General features: G+C 63.3%; 17 protein-coding genes. 13 read left to right on the top strand and 4 right to left on the bottom strand.

Annotated features, from left to right (window positions below; genetic code table 11):
• Positions 1-7 precede the first annotated feature (7 nt).
• The 8 genes from ACWPW0_RS21625 (at position 8) to rsd (ending at position 7,304) form a co-directional block, all read left to right on the top strand.
• The gene (locus ACWPW0_RS21625; protein ID WP_447594966.1) at positions 8-1,090 is read left to right on the top strand and encodes a sensor histidine kinase; all 1,083 of its coding nucleotides are present in this window, start codon (positions 8-10) and stop codon (positions 1,088-1,090) included.
• Positions 1,087-1,833: a LytR/AlgR family response regulator transcription factor gene (locus ACWPW0_RS21620; protein WP_447594964.1), complete on the top strand. Its 747-nt coding sequence runs from the start codon at positions 1,087-1,089 to the stop codon at positions 1,831-1,833. The genes ACWPW0_RS21625 and ACWPW0_RS21620 overlap by 4 nt, the downstream gene beginning before the upstream one ends.
• Before the next feature lie 98 nt (positions 1,834-1,931).
• Positions 1,932-2,873: a hydroxymethylbilane synthase gene (gene hemC / locus ACWPW0_RS21615; RefSeq protein ID WP_447595746.1), complete on the top strand. Its 942-nt coding sequence runs from the start codon at positions 1,932-1,934 to the stop codon at positions 2,871-2,873.
• A complete protein-coding gene (locus ACWPW0_RS21610) occupies positions 2,870-3,643 on the top strand; it encodes a uroporphyrinogen-III synthase (protein ID WP_454256515.1) in 774 nt (257 codons plus the stop codon). The genes hemC and ACWPW0_RS21610 overlap by 4 nt, the downstream gene beginning before the upstream one ends.
• Positions 3,644-3,659: 16 nt before the next feature.
• On the top strand, positions 3,660-4,760 hold the full coding sequence (locus ACWPW0_RS21605; RefSeq protein ID WP_454256514.1) for a uroporphyrinogen-III C-methyltransferase: 1,101 nt from the start codon (positions 3,660-3,662) through the stop codon (positions 4,758-4,760).
• Complete coding sequence (locus ACWPW0_RS21600) at positions 4,757-5,998, top strand: heme biosynthesis HemY N-terminal domain-containing protein (protein ID WP_447594959.1); 1,242 nt, start codon at positions 4,757-4,759, stop codon at positions 5,996-5,998. Before ACWPW0_RS21605 ends, ACWPW0_RS21600 begins: the two co-directional genes overlap by 4 nt.
• A gap of 107 nt (positions 5,999-6,105) precedes the next feature.
• Positions 6,106-6,597 carry a disulfide bond formation protein B gene (locus ACWPW0_RS21595; RefSeq protein ID WP_454256513.1) on the top strand — a complete coding sequence of 164 codons (492 nt, stop codon included), beginning with the start codon at positions 6,106-6,108 and terminating at the stop codon, positions 6,595-6,597.
• A 233-nt stretch (positions 6,598-6,830) separates the two neighbouring features.
• Complete coding sequence (gene rsd, locus ACWPW0_RS21590) at positions 6,831-7,304, top strand: sigma D regulator (protein WP_447594955.1); 474 nt, start codon at positions 6,831-6,833, stop codon at positions 7,302-7,304.
• Between the two features lie 19 nt (positions 7,305-7,323).
• Here rsd and ACWPW0_RS21585 read toward each other — a convergent pair whose 3' ends face one another.
• Positions 7,324-7,974 (bottom strand): FKBP-type peptidyl-prolyl cis-trans isomerase, encoded by a 651-nt coding sequence (locus ACWPW0_RS21585; protein ID WP_454256512.1) that lies wholly within the window; start codon positions 7,972-7,974, stop codon positions 7,324-7,326.
• Positions 7,975-8,101: 127 nt separating this feature from the next.
• On the opposite strand from ACWPW0_RS21585, the gene ACWPW0_RS21580 reads away from it, so the two are divergent.
• Entirely contained in the window at positions 8,102-9,223 is a 1,122-nt protein-coding gene (locus ACWPW0_RS21580; protein ID WP_454256511.1) for an AlgP family protein, read from the top strand.
• Position 9,224: 1 nt separating this feature from the next.
• Here ACWPW0_RS21580 and ACWPW0_RS21575 read toward each other — a convergent pair whose 3' ends face one another.
• The gene (locus ACWPW0_RS21575) at positions 9,225-9,692 is read right to left on the bottom strand and encodes a TIGR02444 family protein (protein ID WP_454256510.1); all 468 of its coding nucleotides are present in this window, start codon (positions 9,690-9,692) and stop codon (positions 9,225-9,227) included.
• A gap of 48 nt (positions 9,693-9,740) precedes the next feature.
• Here ACWPW0_RS21575 and ACWPW0_RS21570 point away from each other — a divergent pair, with 48 nt between their 5' ends.
• The 4 genes from ACWPW0_RS21570 (at position 9,741) to ACWPW0_RS21555 (ending at position 13,375) form a co-directional block, all read left to right on the top strand.
• Positions 9,741-11,651 (top strand): ATP-binding cassette domain-containing protein, encoded by a 1,911-nt coding sequence (locus ACWPW0_RS21570; protein WP_454256509.1) that lies wholly within the window; start codon positions 9,741-9,743, stop codon positions 11,649-11,651.
• A complete protein-coding gene (locus tag ACWPW0_RS21565; RefSeq protein ID WP_447594947.1) occupies positions 11,651-12,190 on the top strand; it encodes a mechanosensitive ion channel domain-containing protein in 540 nt (179 codons plus the stop codon). Before ACWPW0_RS21570 ends, ACWPW0_RS21565 begins: the two co-directional genes overlap by 1 nt.
• 89 nt (positions 12,191-12,279) lie before the next feature.
• Entirely contained in the window at positions 12,280-12,915 is a 636-nt protein-coding gene (rhtB, locus tag ACWPW0_RS21560) for a homoserine/homoserine lactone efflux protein (RefSeq protein WP_447594945.1), read from the top strand.
• A gap of 4 nt (positions 12,916-12,919) precedes the next feature.
• The gene (locus tag ACWPW0_RS21555; protein WP_454256508.1) at positions 12,920-13,375 is read left to right on the top strand and encodes a YaiI/YqxD family protein; all 456 of its coding nucleotides are present in this window, start codon (positions 12,920-12,922) and stop codon (positions 13,373-13,375) included.
• A gap of 40 nt (positions 13,376-13,415) precedes the next feature.
• Here ACWPW0_RS21555 and ACWPW0_RS21550 read toward each other — a convergent pair whose 3' ends face one another.
• Positions 13,416-13,886, bottom strand: coding sequence for a thioesterase family protein (locus ACWPW0_RS21550; RefSeq protein WP_447594942.1), 471 nt, complete (start codon positions 13,884-13,886; stop codon positions 13,416-13,418).
• A 213-nt stretch (positions 13,887-14,099) separates the two neighbouring features.
• Positions 14,100-14,765: an isoprenoid biosynthesis glyoxalase ElbB gene (gene elbB / locus ACWPW0_RS21545; RefSeq protein ID WP_454256507.1), complete on the bottom strand. Its 666-nt coding sequence runs from the start codon at positions 14,763-14,765 to the stop codon at positions 14,100-14,102.
• Positions 14,766-14,832 lie beyond the last annotated feature (67 nt).

The raw sequence follows: 14,832 nt of genomic DNA, 5'->3' as shown, positions 1-14,832 counted from the left end.
TGCCCCGATGCGTATCGAATGGTTGAACCGTAGGCCCGCTCCTGCCCGCCGTGACGATTTCTTCCTGCCCGAACTGTGCCTGCCCGAGGCGCTACTGAGCCTGGTGTTGCTCGCCGAGTTACTGGTGCTGGTGCTGGTACTGGCGGAGCCGATGCAGCCGGGCTTCAACTGGGTGCGCCTGGCGCTGACGTCGCTGTTCGTGCAGTGGATCGTGCTGCTCTCGGCCGCCCTGTTGTGCCGGCTGCGACCGTTGCTGTCGAACCTGCATGCGGCCGCTGCCGGCGTTCTGTGCTGCGCCGTGGTGGTCAGCCTGACCCTGGTTTGCACCGCCGTGGCGGACTACTACGAACTGGCCGGCCCGCTGCCCCGTAGCGGCGAGGTCAATCTGTACCTGCGTCACGCGCTGATCAGCCTGATCATGTCGGCGCTGCTGTTGCGCTACTTCTATCTGCAGAGCCAGTGGCGACGTCAGGAGCAGGCCGAACTCAAGGCACGCATCGAGTCGCTGCAGGCACGCATTCGTCCACACTTTCTGTTCAACAGTCTGAACAGCATCGCCAGTCTGGTGGTCATAGATCCCAGCAAGGCCGAACAGGCGGTGCTGGATCTGTCCGATCTGTTCCGCGCCAGCCTGGCCAAGCCCGGAACCCTGGTGCCATGGAGTGAAGAATTGGAATTGGCGCAAAGATATTTGTCGATCGAACAATACCGGCTCGGCGACCGGCTACAGTTGGACTGGCAGGTGGACACCGTGCCAGGCGACTTGCCGATTCCCCAACTGACCCTGCAACCGCTGCTGGAAAATGCCCTGATCTATGGCATCCAGCCGCGTATAGACGGCGGGTTGGTGCAGGTAACGGCGCAGTATGAGGACGGGGTGTTCCAGTTGTGCGTCAGCAACCCCTATGACGAGGGTGCCGAAATGAAACCTTCGCGCGGTACTCAACAGGCATTGGTGAATATAGATGCGCGAGTTGCGGCACTTTTTGGGCCGCGCGCGAGTCTCAGCGTGGATCGCCGTGACGGGCGCCACTTCACCTGTCTACGCTATCCTTGTGCGAGACTCACGCAGGAAGCCAGAGCAATATGAATGTGCTTATCGTCGATGACGAACCCCTTGCCCGCGAGCGCCTGAGCCGTCTGGTCGGTGAGCTTGATGGCTATAGAGTCCTGGAACCCGCAGCCAGCAATGGCGAAGAGGCGTTGGCGTTGATCGACAGCCTCAAGCCCGACGTGGTGCTGCTGGATATCCGCATGCCCGGCCTCGATGGCCTGCAGGTGGCGGCCAAGCTTTGCGAGCGCGAAGCACCGCCTGCGGTGATCTTCTGTACGGCCCATGACGAGTTTGCCCTGGAAGCCTTCCAGGTCAGCGCCGTTGGCTATCTGGTCAAGCCAGTGCGCCCAGAGGCTCTGGCCGAGGCGCTGAAGAAAGCCGAACGCCCCAATCGCGTTCAACTGGCGGCCCTCACGCGCCCCAATGGCATCGATGGCGCCGGCCCGCGCAGCCATATCAGTGCCCGTACGCGCAAAGGCATCGAGCTGATTCCGCTGGAGCATGTGATCTTCTTCATCGCTGATCACAAGTACGTGACCTTGCGCCACGAGGGCGGCGAGGTACTGTTGGATGAGCCGTTGAAGGCGCTGGAAGACGAGTTCGGTGATCGCTTCGTGCGTATCCACCGCAATGCCCTGGTGGCCCGCGAGCGTATCGAGCGTTTGCAACGCACGCCGCTCGGGCATTTCCAGCTGTACCTCAAAGGGCTTAACGGCGAGCCGCTGACGGTCAGCCGCCGGCATGTCGCCGGGGTGCGCAAGTTGATGAACCACCTCTAGGGCCTGCCCCCGTGCCACGGGCGCGCCGCGACCACGCGTCCCGGCGCGCTTGAAGGGGGAGGCCTGTTATCATTCCGGCAGTCCTTTGTCCGGAAGTCATCATGTCCCGCGAAATCCGCATTGCCACTCGCAAGAGTGCCCTGGCCCTGTGGCAGGCCGAATACGTCAAGGCGCGCCTCGAACAGGCCCATCCCGGGTTGAGCGTCAGCCTGGTGCCGATGGTCAGTCGTGGCGACAAACTCCTCGACGCGCCGCTGGCGAAAATCGGTGGCAAGGGCCTGTTCGTCAAGGAACTGGAAACCGCGCTGCTGGAAAACGAAGCCGACATCGCCGTGCATTCGATGAAGGATGTGCCGATGGACTTCCCCGAAGGCCTGGGCCTGTTCTGCATCTGCGAGCGCGAAGACCCGCGCGATGCCTTCGTCTCCAATACCTACGCCAGCCTCGATGAGTTGCCTGCCGGCAGCATCGTTGGTACCTCCAGCTTGCGGCGGCAGGCGCAATTGCTGGCGCGCCGCCCGGACCTGAAGATTCACTTCCTGCGCGGCAACGTCAACACCCGCCTGGCCAAGCTGGATGCCGGTGAGTACGACGCCATCATCCTTGCTGCCGCCGGCCTGATTCGCCTGGGTTTCGAGGCGCGTATCCGCTCCTCGATCAGTGTCGACGACAGCCTGCCGGCCGGTGGCCAGGGCGCGGTCGGCATCGAATGCCGGACAGCAGACGCGGAAATCCATGCCCTGCTGGCACCTCTGCATCACCACGCCACGGCGGTACGGGTGAATGCCGAACGGGCAATGAACAAGCATCTCAATGGCGGTTGCCAGGTGCCCATTGCCTGCTATGCCGTGCTGGAGGGTGAGCAGGTGTGGCTGCGCGGCCTGGTCGGCCAACCCGATGGTGGTTTGCTGCTGCGTGCCGAGGCACGTGCCGCGTCCAGCGATGCTGAGTCGCTGGGTGTGACGGTCGCCGAAGACCTGTTGCAACAGGGCGCCCAGGCGATTCTCGCGGCGGTGTATGGCGAGGCCGGGCATCCGTGACAGGCTGGCGCCTGCTGCTGACCCGTCCCGCCGCTGAGTGCGAGGAACTCGCTGCGGTACTGGCGGCGGCGGGAATCCATAGCAGCAGCCTGCCGCTCCTGGAAACCGAGGCGCTGCCGGACACGGACGCGCAACGCGCGATCCTGCTCGAGCTGGATCGCTACCAGGCGATCATCGTGGTCAGCAAGCCGGCCGCTCGCTTGGCGTTGGAGCGCATCGGGCGCTACTGGCCGCAGGTTCCTGAACAGCCGCGTTGGTTCAGCGTTGGCGCCGCCACGGCAGGCGTGCTCAGTGACTATGGCCTGGCCGTCAGCTATCCCCCGCAAGGCGATGATAGTGAGGCTTTGCTGGCACTGCCCGAGCTCGGGCAGGCACTGGCCACATCGGCAGCGCCGCGTGCGTTGATCATCCGTGGCGAAGGTGGGCGCGAGCTGATTGCGCAGACCTTGCGCGAGCGTGGGGTGGCGGTCGACTATCTGGAACTCTATCGTCGCTATTGCCCGGTCTACCCGGCAGATGCCTTGCGGCAGCGAATAAGCGTGGAACGTCTCAACGCGCTGCTGGTCAGCAGTGCTCAGGGGCTGCAACATCTGCAGCAGTTGGCGGCAGATGCCTGGCCGGCTGTGGCTCGGCTACCCTTGTTGGTACCCAGCCCGCGAGTGGCCGCTCTGGCCCGCGAGGCGGGAGCCCTGAACGTTATAGATTGTCGCGGCGCCAGCGCTGCGGCTGTTCTGGCAGCGTTGCACGCACGTGCAGCGCCGCCCCTCTGATGCAAAGGATGGACATGTGAGCGAAACAGCCCCGCAGATCATCGAAACGACCCCGCAAACCGAGACGCCCGTCGTGGCCGCGCCAGCCAAAGCCCCTGGGCGCGCCCTGGCTGGATTTGCTCTGCTGATTGGCCTCGTCGGCCTGGGCGCGGGTGGCTGGAGCAGCTGGCAGTTGTACCAGCAGCGGGCCGCTGCCGCCGAAGACCTGGCCCAGCTCGAGCACAGCAACGAGGCAGCACAGCAGCAGTTCAAGGCCATCGAGCAGCGTGTACTGCAACGCCTTGCCGGCTTGCCCACCGCCACCGAACTGGGCGAGCAGCGCGACCTGCTGGTCGGTCTGCAGGGTGAGCAGCAGCGTCTGGCGCAGAGTTTGAGCAATGTCCTGGGCAAGAGCCGCGAGGACTGGCGCCTGGCTGAATCCGAACATCTGTTGCGCCTGGCCATGCTGCGCCTGACCGCCCTGCAGGACGTCAACAGCGCCACGGCACTGGTCGAAGGCGCCGATGAAATCCTGCGTGCCCAGAATGATCCACAGGCATTTGCCGCGCGTGGAGAGCTGATCAAGGTGCTGGAAGCCTTGCGTAGCCTGCCGCAGGTCGATCGCAGTGGGCTGTTCCTGCAACTCGCGGCACTGCGGGGTCAGGTCAACGACCTGCAGAAGCTGGCGCCCGAATACGTCCTGTCGCCCGAGGCGCCCGCCACCGCCAATGCCAGTGATGGCAGTCGCTGGGACGAGATCTGGGCCAAGCTGTCGCGCTACGTACGCATCGACCTGCATGCCGATCAGGACGTGCGCCCGCAGCTGGCCGGGCAGAGTCTGGCCCAGGTACGCCTGACCCTGGCGTTGGCGCTGGAGCAGGCGCAATGGGGCGCGCTCAATGGTCAGCCGGAGGTCTATCGGCAGGCCCTGACGGCAGCGGACGATGTACTGGACACCTATTTCGACCGCGACAACCAGGCGGTCAAGGCAATGCAACAGCGTATCGGTGACCTTTCCGGGAAACCAGTGGCGGTACAGTTGCCGACCTTGGATACGGCCCTGAATACGCTGCAGGTCTACCTCAAGCGCCGTGAGTCGGCCGACCTGCTGCCACCGGTCGAGGAGGGTGGGCAATGATCCGCGCCATTCTCCTGCTGGTCCTCATTGCCGTTGCCGCCACCTTCCTCGGCCTGGCCATCGCCGAGCACAGCGGCTATGTGCTGATTTCCTGGAAAGGCTTCCGTTACGAGTCCGGCCTGTGGGTGTTCCTGCTGTTACTGGTCGCGCTCTGGCTGGTGCTGTGGACGCTGCGCTGGATCACCCGCGTCGTGCTGGTATCCGGTGGCCTGGCCAATCCCTGGTCGCGGCGCAACCGTGAGCGTCGCCAGGAAGTGGCGGCAGAGAAGGGCCTGCTGGACCTGGCCGAGGGGCGCTGGGAGCAGGCCGTAAAGCATTTGCAGCGCGCCGCCGAAGGTGAACATCAACCGCTGCTGCATTACCTGGGCGCAGCGCGAGCAGCGAACGAGCTGGGTCATTACGAGCAAAGCGACGGCTTTCTCGAAAAGGCGTTGCAGCGTCAGCCTCAGGCTGAGCTGGCAATTGCCCTGACCCATGCTGATCTGCAGCAGGATCGTGGCGAAAGCGAAGCGGCGCTGGAAACTTTGCAGGTGATGCACCAGCGCCACCCTCATCAGCGTCAGGTGTTGCGGCAGCTGCAGCGCCTGTTGCTGGCGCAGGGTGACTGGTCGGGATTGCTCGGTCTGCTGCCGGAGCTGCGCAAGAACAAGGTGCTCGATGCGGACGCGCTGGCCAAGCTGGAACTGCAGGTCTGGCGTGGTCGATTGATCGCCGCGGGTGAGGCCGGCCTGGACCAGGGCGAAGTCGCCTTGCAGCCCTTGACTACCGCCTGGCAGCAATTGTCGTCGGCGCAGCGCAGCCAGCCTGAACTGGTGGTGGCGTATGCCAGCCAGCTCAATCGCCTGGGCGCTGCGGAAGAAGCCGAAGAAGTACTGCGCAAAGCCTTCAAGCATCACTACAGCGAACGCCTGGTGCATGCCTACGGCCTGGTGCGTGGGCGTGATCCGGGCCGTCAGTTGCAGACCGCCGAAGCGCTGCTCAAGGAACATCCGGACGATCCGGCGCTGCTGCTGTGCCTGGGGCGCCTGTGCCTGCAGAACAGCCTGTGGGGCAAGGCGCGGGAGTACTTCGAGCTGAGCCTGAAGTTCGGTCGTAACGCCGATGCTTGCGCCGAGTTGGCACGCCTGCTCGCTCGCCTGGGTGAGGTGGAGCAAAGCAATCGTCTGTTCCAGGAGGGGCTCAACTTGCTCGATCAGCGCTTGCCAGCGCTGCCGCTGCCAGAGGCTCGTCCGGTCTGACTGGAACCTGCGGCGCCCCGTCACGGTTGATGGGGCGCGCATTTTCTTGAAAGCCGGGGTGGCTTTCCTCTACCGTACCGCCTTTGCTGCCCCGCTTCGGAGTTCCCATGGCCCCGGCCAATCCGCGTACCCTGTTTTTTCTGGCTGTTATTGCTTGTCTGGGCCTGATTGGCGGTGCGCTGTATCTGGAGCATGGGGTCGGCCTGGAACCCTGCCCGCTGTGCATCGTCCAGCGCGTTTGCGTCATGCTGTTTGCGCTGGTTTGCCTGGTCGCGGCCCTTCATGGGCCGGCTCGTCTGGGGCGACGCATCTATGGCGGGCTGACGTTGCTGATTGCCCTGGCCGGTGCCGCAACGGCCTGGCGGCAGATCTGGCTGCAGAGTGTGCCGGTGGATGAGGGGGATGCCTGCCTGCCGCCGCTGGAACACCTGATCGACGCCCTTTCCCTGCGAGAAGTCCTCAGCCTGGCATTCCATGGCACGTCCGATTGCACCGCCCTGAGCTGGTCGCTGTACGGCATGAGCCTGCCGGAATGGAGCCTGTTGGCTTTTGCCGGAATGATCCTGTTCAGCCTGTTTCAGATCCTGCGTCGCGGCTGAATTCCTATCCGATCCGCCCTGCACGATTCGCGTGCAGGCGCTTCAGGCTGTGCGCAGTTCTGGCAATTTAACCGTTCGTTGACTTGATGCTAACGGCAGGCGGGCATACTCTGGCCCAACGCTTCGCCGGTAAGTTGCCATTGTGGCGCAGTGCTTATGGCCAAGGCGGCAATTTGACAGACGTCGTCCGCAGAGCTGTTTCACCCGTATTCACCCGTAGGGAAGAGAACATCATGCTCGAGAGCTGCCAGAACGCCCAGGAACGTTGGGGAGGAGTGCACCAGTTGATCGACCGCTGGTTGCAGGAACGTCATGAGTTGGTGAGGGCTTATGGTGCTCTCAATGACAAGCCTCAAGCCGAGGTAGGCAGTGCGCCTGACCTGCATCGCTTCTGCGAAATTCTGGTCGACTACGTGTCGGCAGGGCACTTCGAGGTCTACGAGCAACTCACTGTCGAGGCCAAGGCTTTCGGTGATCAGCGTGGCCTGGAACTGGCCAAGCAGATCTACCCGCGCATCGAGTCCATCACCGAAGTCGCACTGGCGTTCAATGATCGCTGCGACAAGGGCGATTGCGCTGACACGGCTTCTCTGGGGGCAGAACTCAAGCGTCTGGGGCAGTTGCTGCACGAGCGCTTCGAGCTGGAGGACTGCTTGATCGAGGTGTTGCACAACGCTCATCAGGAACAGGTCGCTCCTTCGCTCTGAACCACCCGCTCGACGTGGCTCAGTCGGCCACGTCGAGCAGCTCCACCTCGAATACCAATGGCGCATCCGGTGGAATCAGATCACCGGCCCCTTCGCTGCCATAGCCCTGCTCGGACGGAATCACCACGCGCCACTTCGCACCGGTCGGCATTGCCTGCAAGGCCGTTTGCCAGCCGCGAATCAGGCTGTCGAGGCGAAACCACTGCGGGCTTTCACTCTGATCGAACACGCTGCCATCCGCCAACTCGCCGCGGTAGCGCACCTGCACTCGGTTACCGGCCTGCGGATGTTTTTCGCTACCCGCGCGTAGCTCCTGTACCAGTACACCGCCGGTCAGTTCGCGAGTCCCCGGTCGGGATTTTTCGCGCTCTAAAAATTGCTGTTGAGCACGCTGTGCCTGCTCCTTTTGCGTACGCGCTTCGCGCTCTTGCAGACGTTGCTCATGCTGTTCCAATTGGCGTTCGATCTGTTCCTTCGACAAGCGCAGCGGTTCATTGCGATAGGCCTGTCCGAGGCCGTCCAGCAAGGCTTGCACATCGAGCCCGGGGACTTCGTTATGCAATCGTTCACCCAGTCGGGCACCCAGACTGTAGGCCAGATCATCCTGCTGCTGAGTCGCCGATAACAGGCCGGAAAACAGACAGAGGAACAGCAGTGTGCAACCCCGCATGAGGGGGATCTCCATTGGAAAAATAGCGATGATTATGCCAGTGCCTGGCATTGTATTGATGCAGGTGCTAGCGACTGTTGAATCAGGCGTCTAGTATGGGGTCACCACCCTCGCCAGGAGGCATGCCATGCCGACTAACAAGAAGTCCGTTACCACCCCTTTGCACTTGCTTCAGCAACTCTCCCATAGCCTGCTCGAACATCTTGAAAGCGCATGTTCGCAAGCGCTGGTCGACGCAGAGGATTTGCTCACCAAACTGGAAAAACAACGTGTAAAAGCGCAGGAAAAACTGCACGGCGCACGACTCAAGTTGCAAGACGCGGCCAAGGCAGGAAAAGCCAAGGCGCAGGACAAGGCAAAGTCGGCCATCGCTGAGCTGGAGGCATTGCTGGATGGTCTCAAGGCACGTCAAACCGAGACCCGTAACTACATTCTGCAACTCAAGCGTGATGCTCAGGAAAGCCTGAAACTGGCGCAAGGCATTGGCAAGGTTCGGGAAGCAGCAGCGAAGGCACTGACCTCGCGTACAGCGGCTAAACCTGCTGCCAAGCCAGCCGCGAAACCGGCAGCCAAACCCGCTGCGAAGAGCGCTCCCAAGGCGGCCACCAAGCCCGCTGCGAAACCTGCCGCAAACAAAGCTGCAGCGAAGCCCGCCGCCAGTAAGCCCGCCGCAAAACCCGCTGCAAAACCAGCAGCCAAGGCTCCGGCAAAATCTGCCGCCAAGCCGGCAGCTAAACCGGCAGCTAAACCTGCGGCATCCGCTGCCAAGCCCGCTGTGAAAAAGCCAGTTGCTAGCGCGAGCAAGGCACCTGCCAAGCCGGCTGCAAAACCGGCTGCCAAGCCGGCCGCCAGCGCCGCTGCCAAGCCTGCAGTGAAGAAAGCACCAGCCAAGCCAGCTGCCAAACCCGCTGCGAAACCAGCTAGCAAGCCAGCGACCGCCGCTGCCAAGCCGGCTGCTGCCAAGCCCGCCGCAAAACCTGCCTCAGCCAAGCCCGCCGCTAAACCCGCGACCGCCGCTGCCAAACCCGCTGTTGCAAAGCCAGCGGCCAAAGCCCCGGCCAAACCGGCCAGCAAGCCGGCTGCGAAGCCCGCAGCCAAGCCAGCTGCAGCCAAGCCAGCGGCGAAGCCAGTGAGCAAGCCCGCTGCCGCCAAACCTGCTGCGAAAAAACCGGTAGAGAAAGAAGTGGTTGCTACCCCGGTTGCACCTGTCGCGCCTGCCAGCAACGGCAGCACACCTCCAGGCGCCTAATTCAGGCGGCGGTTGTAGCCGCGGCGCGCAGCAGGTTCAGCGCGTCGCGGTTCGCTTTCTCAACAGGGCCGAGCAATGGCTCCAGCCAGCTCGGCTTGTTGTGCGATGAATCTGCCGGCCAGGTTTCCATCTGCGCTTCCAGGCGCAGCAGCAGTTCACGTTCGCTTTCCAGTTCCAGTGCCTTCACCTGTTCGCGCAGGGCATGCAGTCTTGCATCGCTTGTCGCACCGGCACGCCAGTTCTGACGCAATGCTCGCAGGGGGCGCACGACCTGGTCTTGCCAGGGTTTGGCGATAGCGTGCAAATGATGCAGGCGTTCGGCATTGCACGGCACGCCGCGCTGTTCCAGCCAGAGTCCGCTCAACAGCAGGCAGACATCTGCCCCCGCGTCCTGCAACTGCAGGCAGGCGTGTTCAACGCCGGGTTGGCCATAGCAGTGTGTGGCGAAACTCCATAGATCAGGCTGCATGTGGCTCTCCGGGCGATTGCGCGGCGAAGCTGGTAGACTCCGCGCCCTATGATTCGACTACAAAACCTCACTTTACAGCGTGGTCCGCAGCGCCTGCTAGAAAGCGCTGAACTGACCCTGCACGCCGGCCATAAAGCCGGTCTGATTGGCGCCAATGGTGCCGGCAAATCCAGCCTGTTCGCCTTGCTGCGCGGCGAGCTGGGGCCGGATGCTGGCGACTGCCATTTGCCACCCGACTGGCGCATCGCGCACATGCGCCAGGAGATCGACACCCTCGACTGCCTGGCGGTGGATTACGTACTCGATGGTGACGTACACCTGCGTCAGGTACAGCATGACCTGGCGGCGGCCGAGGCCGCGCATGACGGTGGCGCCATTGCCCGCCTGCACAGCGAGCTGGACAGCGCCGACGGCTATACCGCCGATGCGCGTGCACGAAAACTGCTGGCCGGGCTTGGTTTTACCGCCGAGCAGATGGACCGCCGCGTCGGTGATTTTTCCGGTGGCTGGCGCATGCGCCTCAACCTGGCCCAGGCGCTGATGTGCCCGTCCGACCTGCTGTTGCTCGACGAACCGACCAACCACCTCGACCTCGACGCCATCCTCTGGCTGGAGGAGTGGCTGAAAAGTTACCCGGGCACGCTGCTGCTGATTTCCCACGACCGTGATTTTCTCGATGCGGTGGTCGACCATGTCGCTCATCTCGATCAGCAGAAACTGACCCTCTACCGGGGCGGCTACTCGGCCTTCGAGCGCACCCGTGCCGAGCGTCTGGCGCAGCAGCAACAGGCCTACGAGAAGCAGCAGGCGCAGCGCGCGCACATGGAAAAGTACATCGCCCGCTTCAAGGCGCAGGCGACCAAGGCCCGTCAGGCGCAAAGCCGGATCAAGGCGCTGGAACGTCTGGAAGAACTGGCGCCGGCGCATGTCGACTCGCCGTTCGATTTCAGCTTCCGCGAGGCGGACAAGATATCCAGCCCGCTGCTCGACCTGTCCGACGCGCAACTCGGCTACGGCGACAAGGCCGTGTTGCAGCAGGTCAAGCTGCAGCTTACTCCGGGCGCGCGCATCGGCCTGCTGGGTCCAAACGGCGCGGGTAAGTCGACCCTGATCAAGACCCTCTCCGGTGAGCTGACACCGTTGAGCGGACGTCTGCACTGTGGCGAGAACCTGGCCATCGGCTACTTCGCCCAGCATCAACTCGACTCGCTGGATGCCAAGGCCAGCCCGTTGCTGCACCTACAGCGACTGGCACCGAGCGAGCGCGAGCAGACCCTGCGGGATTTCCTCGGCGGTTTCGATTTTCGCGGCCCGCGTTGCGACGAGCCGGTGCTGAATTTTTCCGGTGGCGAGAAGGCCCGCCTGGCCCTGGCGCTGATCGCCTGGCAGAAGCCCAACCTGCTGTTGCTCGATGAGCCGACCAACCATCTCGACCTGGAAATGCGCCTGGCGCTGACCATGGCCTTGCAGGAGTTCGCTGGTGCGGTACTGGTGGTGTCGCACGACAGGCACCTGCTGAAAAGCACCACGGACGAATTCCTCCTGGTGGCGGATGGGCGTATCCAGCCGTTCGACGGCGACCTCGACGATTACACCCGCTGGCTTTCGGATTACCGCATTCGCCAACAGCCGGTGTCGGCGCCGAGCCTTGCGCCAGACAGGACCGACAAGCGTGCGCAACGCCAGGCCGCTGCCGCGTTGCGTCAGCAACTGGCACCGCACAAGAAGCAGGCGGACAAGCTCGAACAGGAACTGGGCAAGGTGCAGGAAAAGCTCGCCAGTGTGGAAACCCGGTTGGGCGACAGCGGCCTGTACGATGCGGCACGCAAAGATGAGTTGCGCGAGCTGCTGGCCGAACAGGCACGGCTCAAGACGCGTGAAGCCGAGCTCGAAGAGGCCTGGTTGCAGGCCCTGGAAATCCTGGAGGACCTGCAACAGCAACTGGAGGAGAGTGACTGATGGAACACCTGGAGTTGCTCACGACCTGGCGCGATCCACTGGTACGCGCGGGCCAGGTGCTGTTGATCCTGCTGTTGGCATGGATCGCCCAGCGCATCCTGACCCGCGCCATCAGCCGCCTCGGCACGCGCTACAGCATGCTGCCGCAGGAGGTTCTATTGCCGCTGCGCGGGTTGGTGCGCTGGTTGATCATGGGCAGCGCGGTGATGTTGGTGCTGGAGCGCCTGGGCGTGTCGGCGACGGTGTTGTGGACGGCGCTGACCGGCTTCACTGCAGTCGCAGCGGTAGCCTTCTTCGCCATCTGGAGCGTGCTGTCGAACATGTTCTGTGCGCTGCTGATCTTCACCATGGGGCCACTGCGGCTGGGCGACACGGTGGAAGTCATCGACAGCGCCGACAAGCCGGGGGTCAAGGGGCGGGTGATCGCCATCAACCTGTTCTACACCACCTTGCAGGACCTCGACGAGAACGCCGCCGGTGCTCTGTTGCAGGTGCCCAATAGTCTGTTCTTCCAGAAGTCCGTGCGCCGCTGGCGCTGATCTTTGCTCCCGGGCGGTACTCGCCGCCGTGTCTGCGCGGGAGTAGGCTGTGGGCCTGCTCCTGTTCTTTCTTCTTGAGGTAATTCGCCATGGCCGTGGAAACCTGGCTCGCTTTTTTCGTCGCCTGTTGGGTCATCAGCCTGTCGCCGGGGGCGGGGGCTATCGCCTCGATGTCCAGCGGTCTGCAATACGGCTTTTTGCGTGGTTACTGGAACGCGCTTGGGCTGCAGATCGGCCTGGCGCTGCAGATCGCCATCGTTGCGGCGGGGGTCGGCGCCTTGCTCGCCACGTCGTCGTTGGCGTTCAGCCTGATCAAGTGGTTTGGTGTGGCCTATCTGGTCTGGCTGGCCGTGGCACAGTGGCGCGCGGCACCGACGGACCTGTCGGCGAGTTCGGGCGAACGACCGATTGGTCGGCCATTGACGCTGGTATTGCGCGGCTTTCTGGTCAACGCCAGCAACCCCAAGGCGGTGGTGTTCATGCTGGCCGTGCTGCCACAGTTCATCCACCCGCAGGAACCGCTGCTGCCGCAGTACCTGATCATGGGGACGACCATGATCATCGTCGACCTGATCGTCATGGCCGGTTATACCGGGCTGGCTTCGCGTGTCCTGCGTGCCTTGCGTACACAGAAACAACAGCGCGTGATGAACCGCACCTTCGCCGGTCTGTTCGTTGGCGCTGCCGCGTTGCTGGCGATGGTGCGCCGCGCACCGGTGGCTTGACGCGATGCGGGTATGGATCGACGCCGATGCTTGCCCTCGTGGCGCGCGTGATCAGGTGGTGAAGTTTGCCTTGAAGCGTGGCTTCGAGGTGGTGCTGGTGGCGGGGCAGGCGGTGGCCAGGCCGACCTTCGTCTGCGTGCGGTTGATCGTCGTGCCCAGTGGCCCCGACGCGGCTGACGATTACCTGGTCGAACATGCCGTGCCTGGCGAGCTGGTGATCTGCAGCGATGTACCGCTGGCTGATCGGCTGGTGAAGAAGGGGGTTTCGGCACTCGACCCGCGGGGGCGCGAGTTCGACGAACGCAACATGGGCGAACGCCTGGCCGTGCGCAATCTGTTCACCGATCTGCGCGAGCAGGGGCAGGTCGGTGGTGGTCAGGCCGCCTATGGCGAGAAGGATCGGCAGGCATTCGCCAATGCGCTGGATCGCATCCTGGTTCGTCTGATGCGGGCCCGCTGATACTGGTCCGCCCATCTACGGGCCTATGCCCCGCGTGCAATCAACCGCAGAAATACGTGCCGGTTCCCACGGCTACCAAGGTGCCATCGTCGCTGTGCAGTTCGCTTCGGACCACCGCCACCTTGTTGCCGGCGCGCAGTGGGACGGCGGTGGCGGTGAAACGCTGACCACGGCCAGGGCGCAGGTAGTCGACCCGCAGGTCGATGGTGCCGAGTTTGGACAGCCGCTGCATGCGTTCCTGGCTGGACAGGTGCTGGTGCTTGTCGAAGGCACCAATCAAGGCCATGGCACCGCCGGTGACATCCAGCAGCGAGGAGATCACCCCGCCATGCAGAATGCCCTGGACGAAGTTGCCGATCAGCTCGGGTTTCATTGGCAGGCTCATCACCACCTGTTCGCCCGACAGTTCGACGATCTCGATGCCCAATACCTGATTGAAGGGAATGCGCTGGAAGAAGCCGTTGACGGCATCGCGGAGTTCGGGCGTGAGGGAAAAGGCGGGCTGGGTCATGGACGTTATCTGCGGCAGAGGGAGCTTCACGCTGCCGCAGTTCAGTTGGCTTGACCAGAGTGGCGGCAAAGCTGCTGTGTGGAATGGCCGGATTGGCCTGTTGTCGCGGTCGCAGGGTGCGCGGTTGATGCGCAGGGCGCACCCTGCTGAGCAGGGCGGCACATGACCGGGTGGCACAAGGGCAACATGGCAGTGCCGGCGCGCGAAGAACGCTTAGTGGGGATGGGCCAACTCGAGAACCCGGTCGACCAGCTTATTGATGCCGGCAGCGGCTTCGGCAATCGACTGGGCGCGCATGTAGGCCGGGGTGCTGACCAGTTTGTGCTGGGTGTCTTCGATGATGTCTTCCACGGCGCATTCTTCATGCACACCACCCATGGCCTGCAGGGCTTCGGCGGCTGAGTCTTCGGCGCTGCCCAGGGTGCAGACCACGCCTTGACCGAAGATTTTCACCGCCAGGGCTGGTGCGATGCAGATCAGGCCGATCGGCTTGCCTGCGGCGGCGAAGGCCTGGGCGGCGGCCAGTACGTCCGGTTGTACGCGGCACTCGCTGCCCGCGGTGGCGAAGTTGGAGAGGTTCTTGGCCACACCGAAGCCGCCTGGCAGGAGCAGAGCGTCGTACTGCTCGGCTTTCAGCTCGCGCACATCTTCGACATTACCGCGGGCGATGCGCGCGGATTCGGTAAGCACATTGCGGCTTTCCGGCATTTCTTCGCCAGTCAGGTGGTTGATCACATGCATCTGCGCGATGTTCGGCGCAAAGCACTGAACCTGTGCGCCACGCTGGTCGAGACGCAGCAGGGTAATGACGCTTTCGTGGATTTCCGCGCCGTCATAGACGCCGCAGCCAGAAAGAATGACGGCTACCTTTTTAGTCATGGTGTGCTCCTGATAAGAACGGTGTCGCCAAATGCCGGTCGCCCTGGCATCTACGGCTTTCGGTGAG

Source organism: Pseudomonas sp. Marseille-Q8238 (assembly GCF_965111915.1).
Note: the sequence above shows the minus strand (reverse complement) of the source record. Positions and strands in the feature narration are given on the sequence as shown.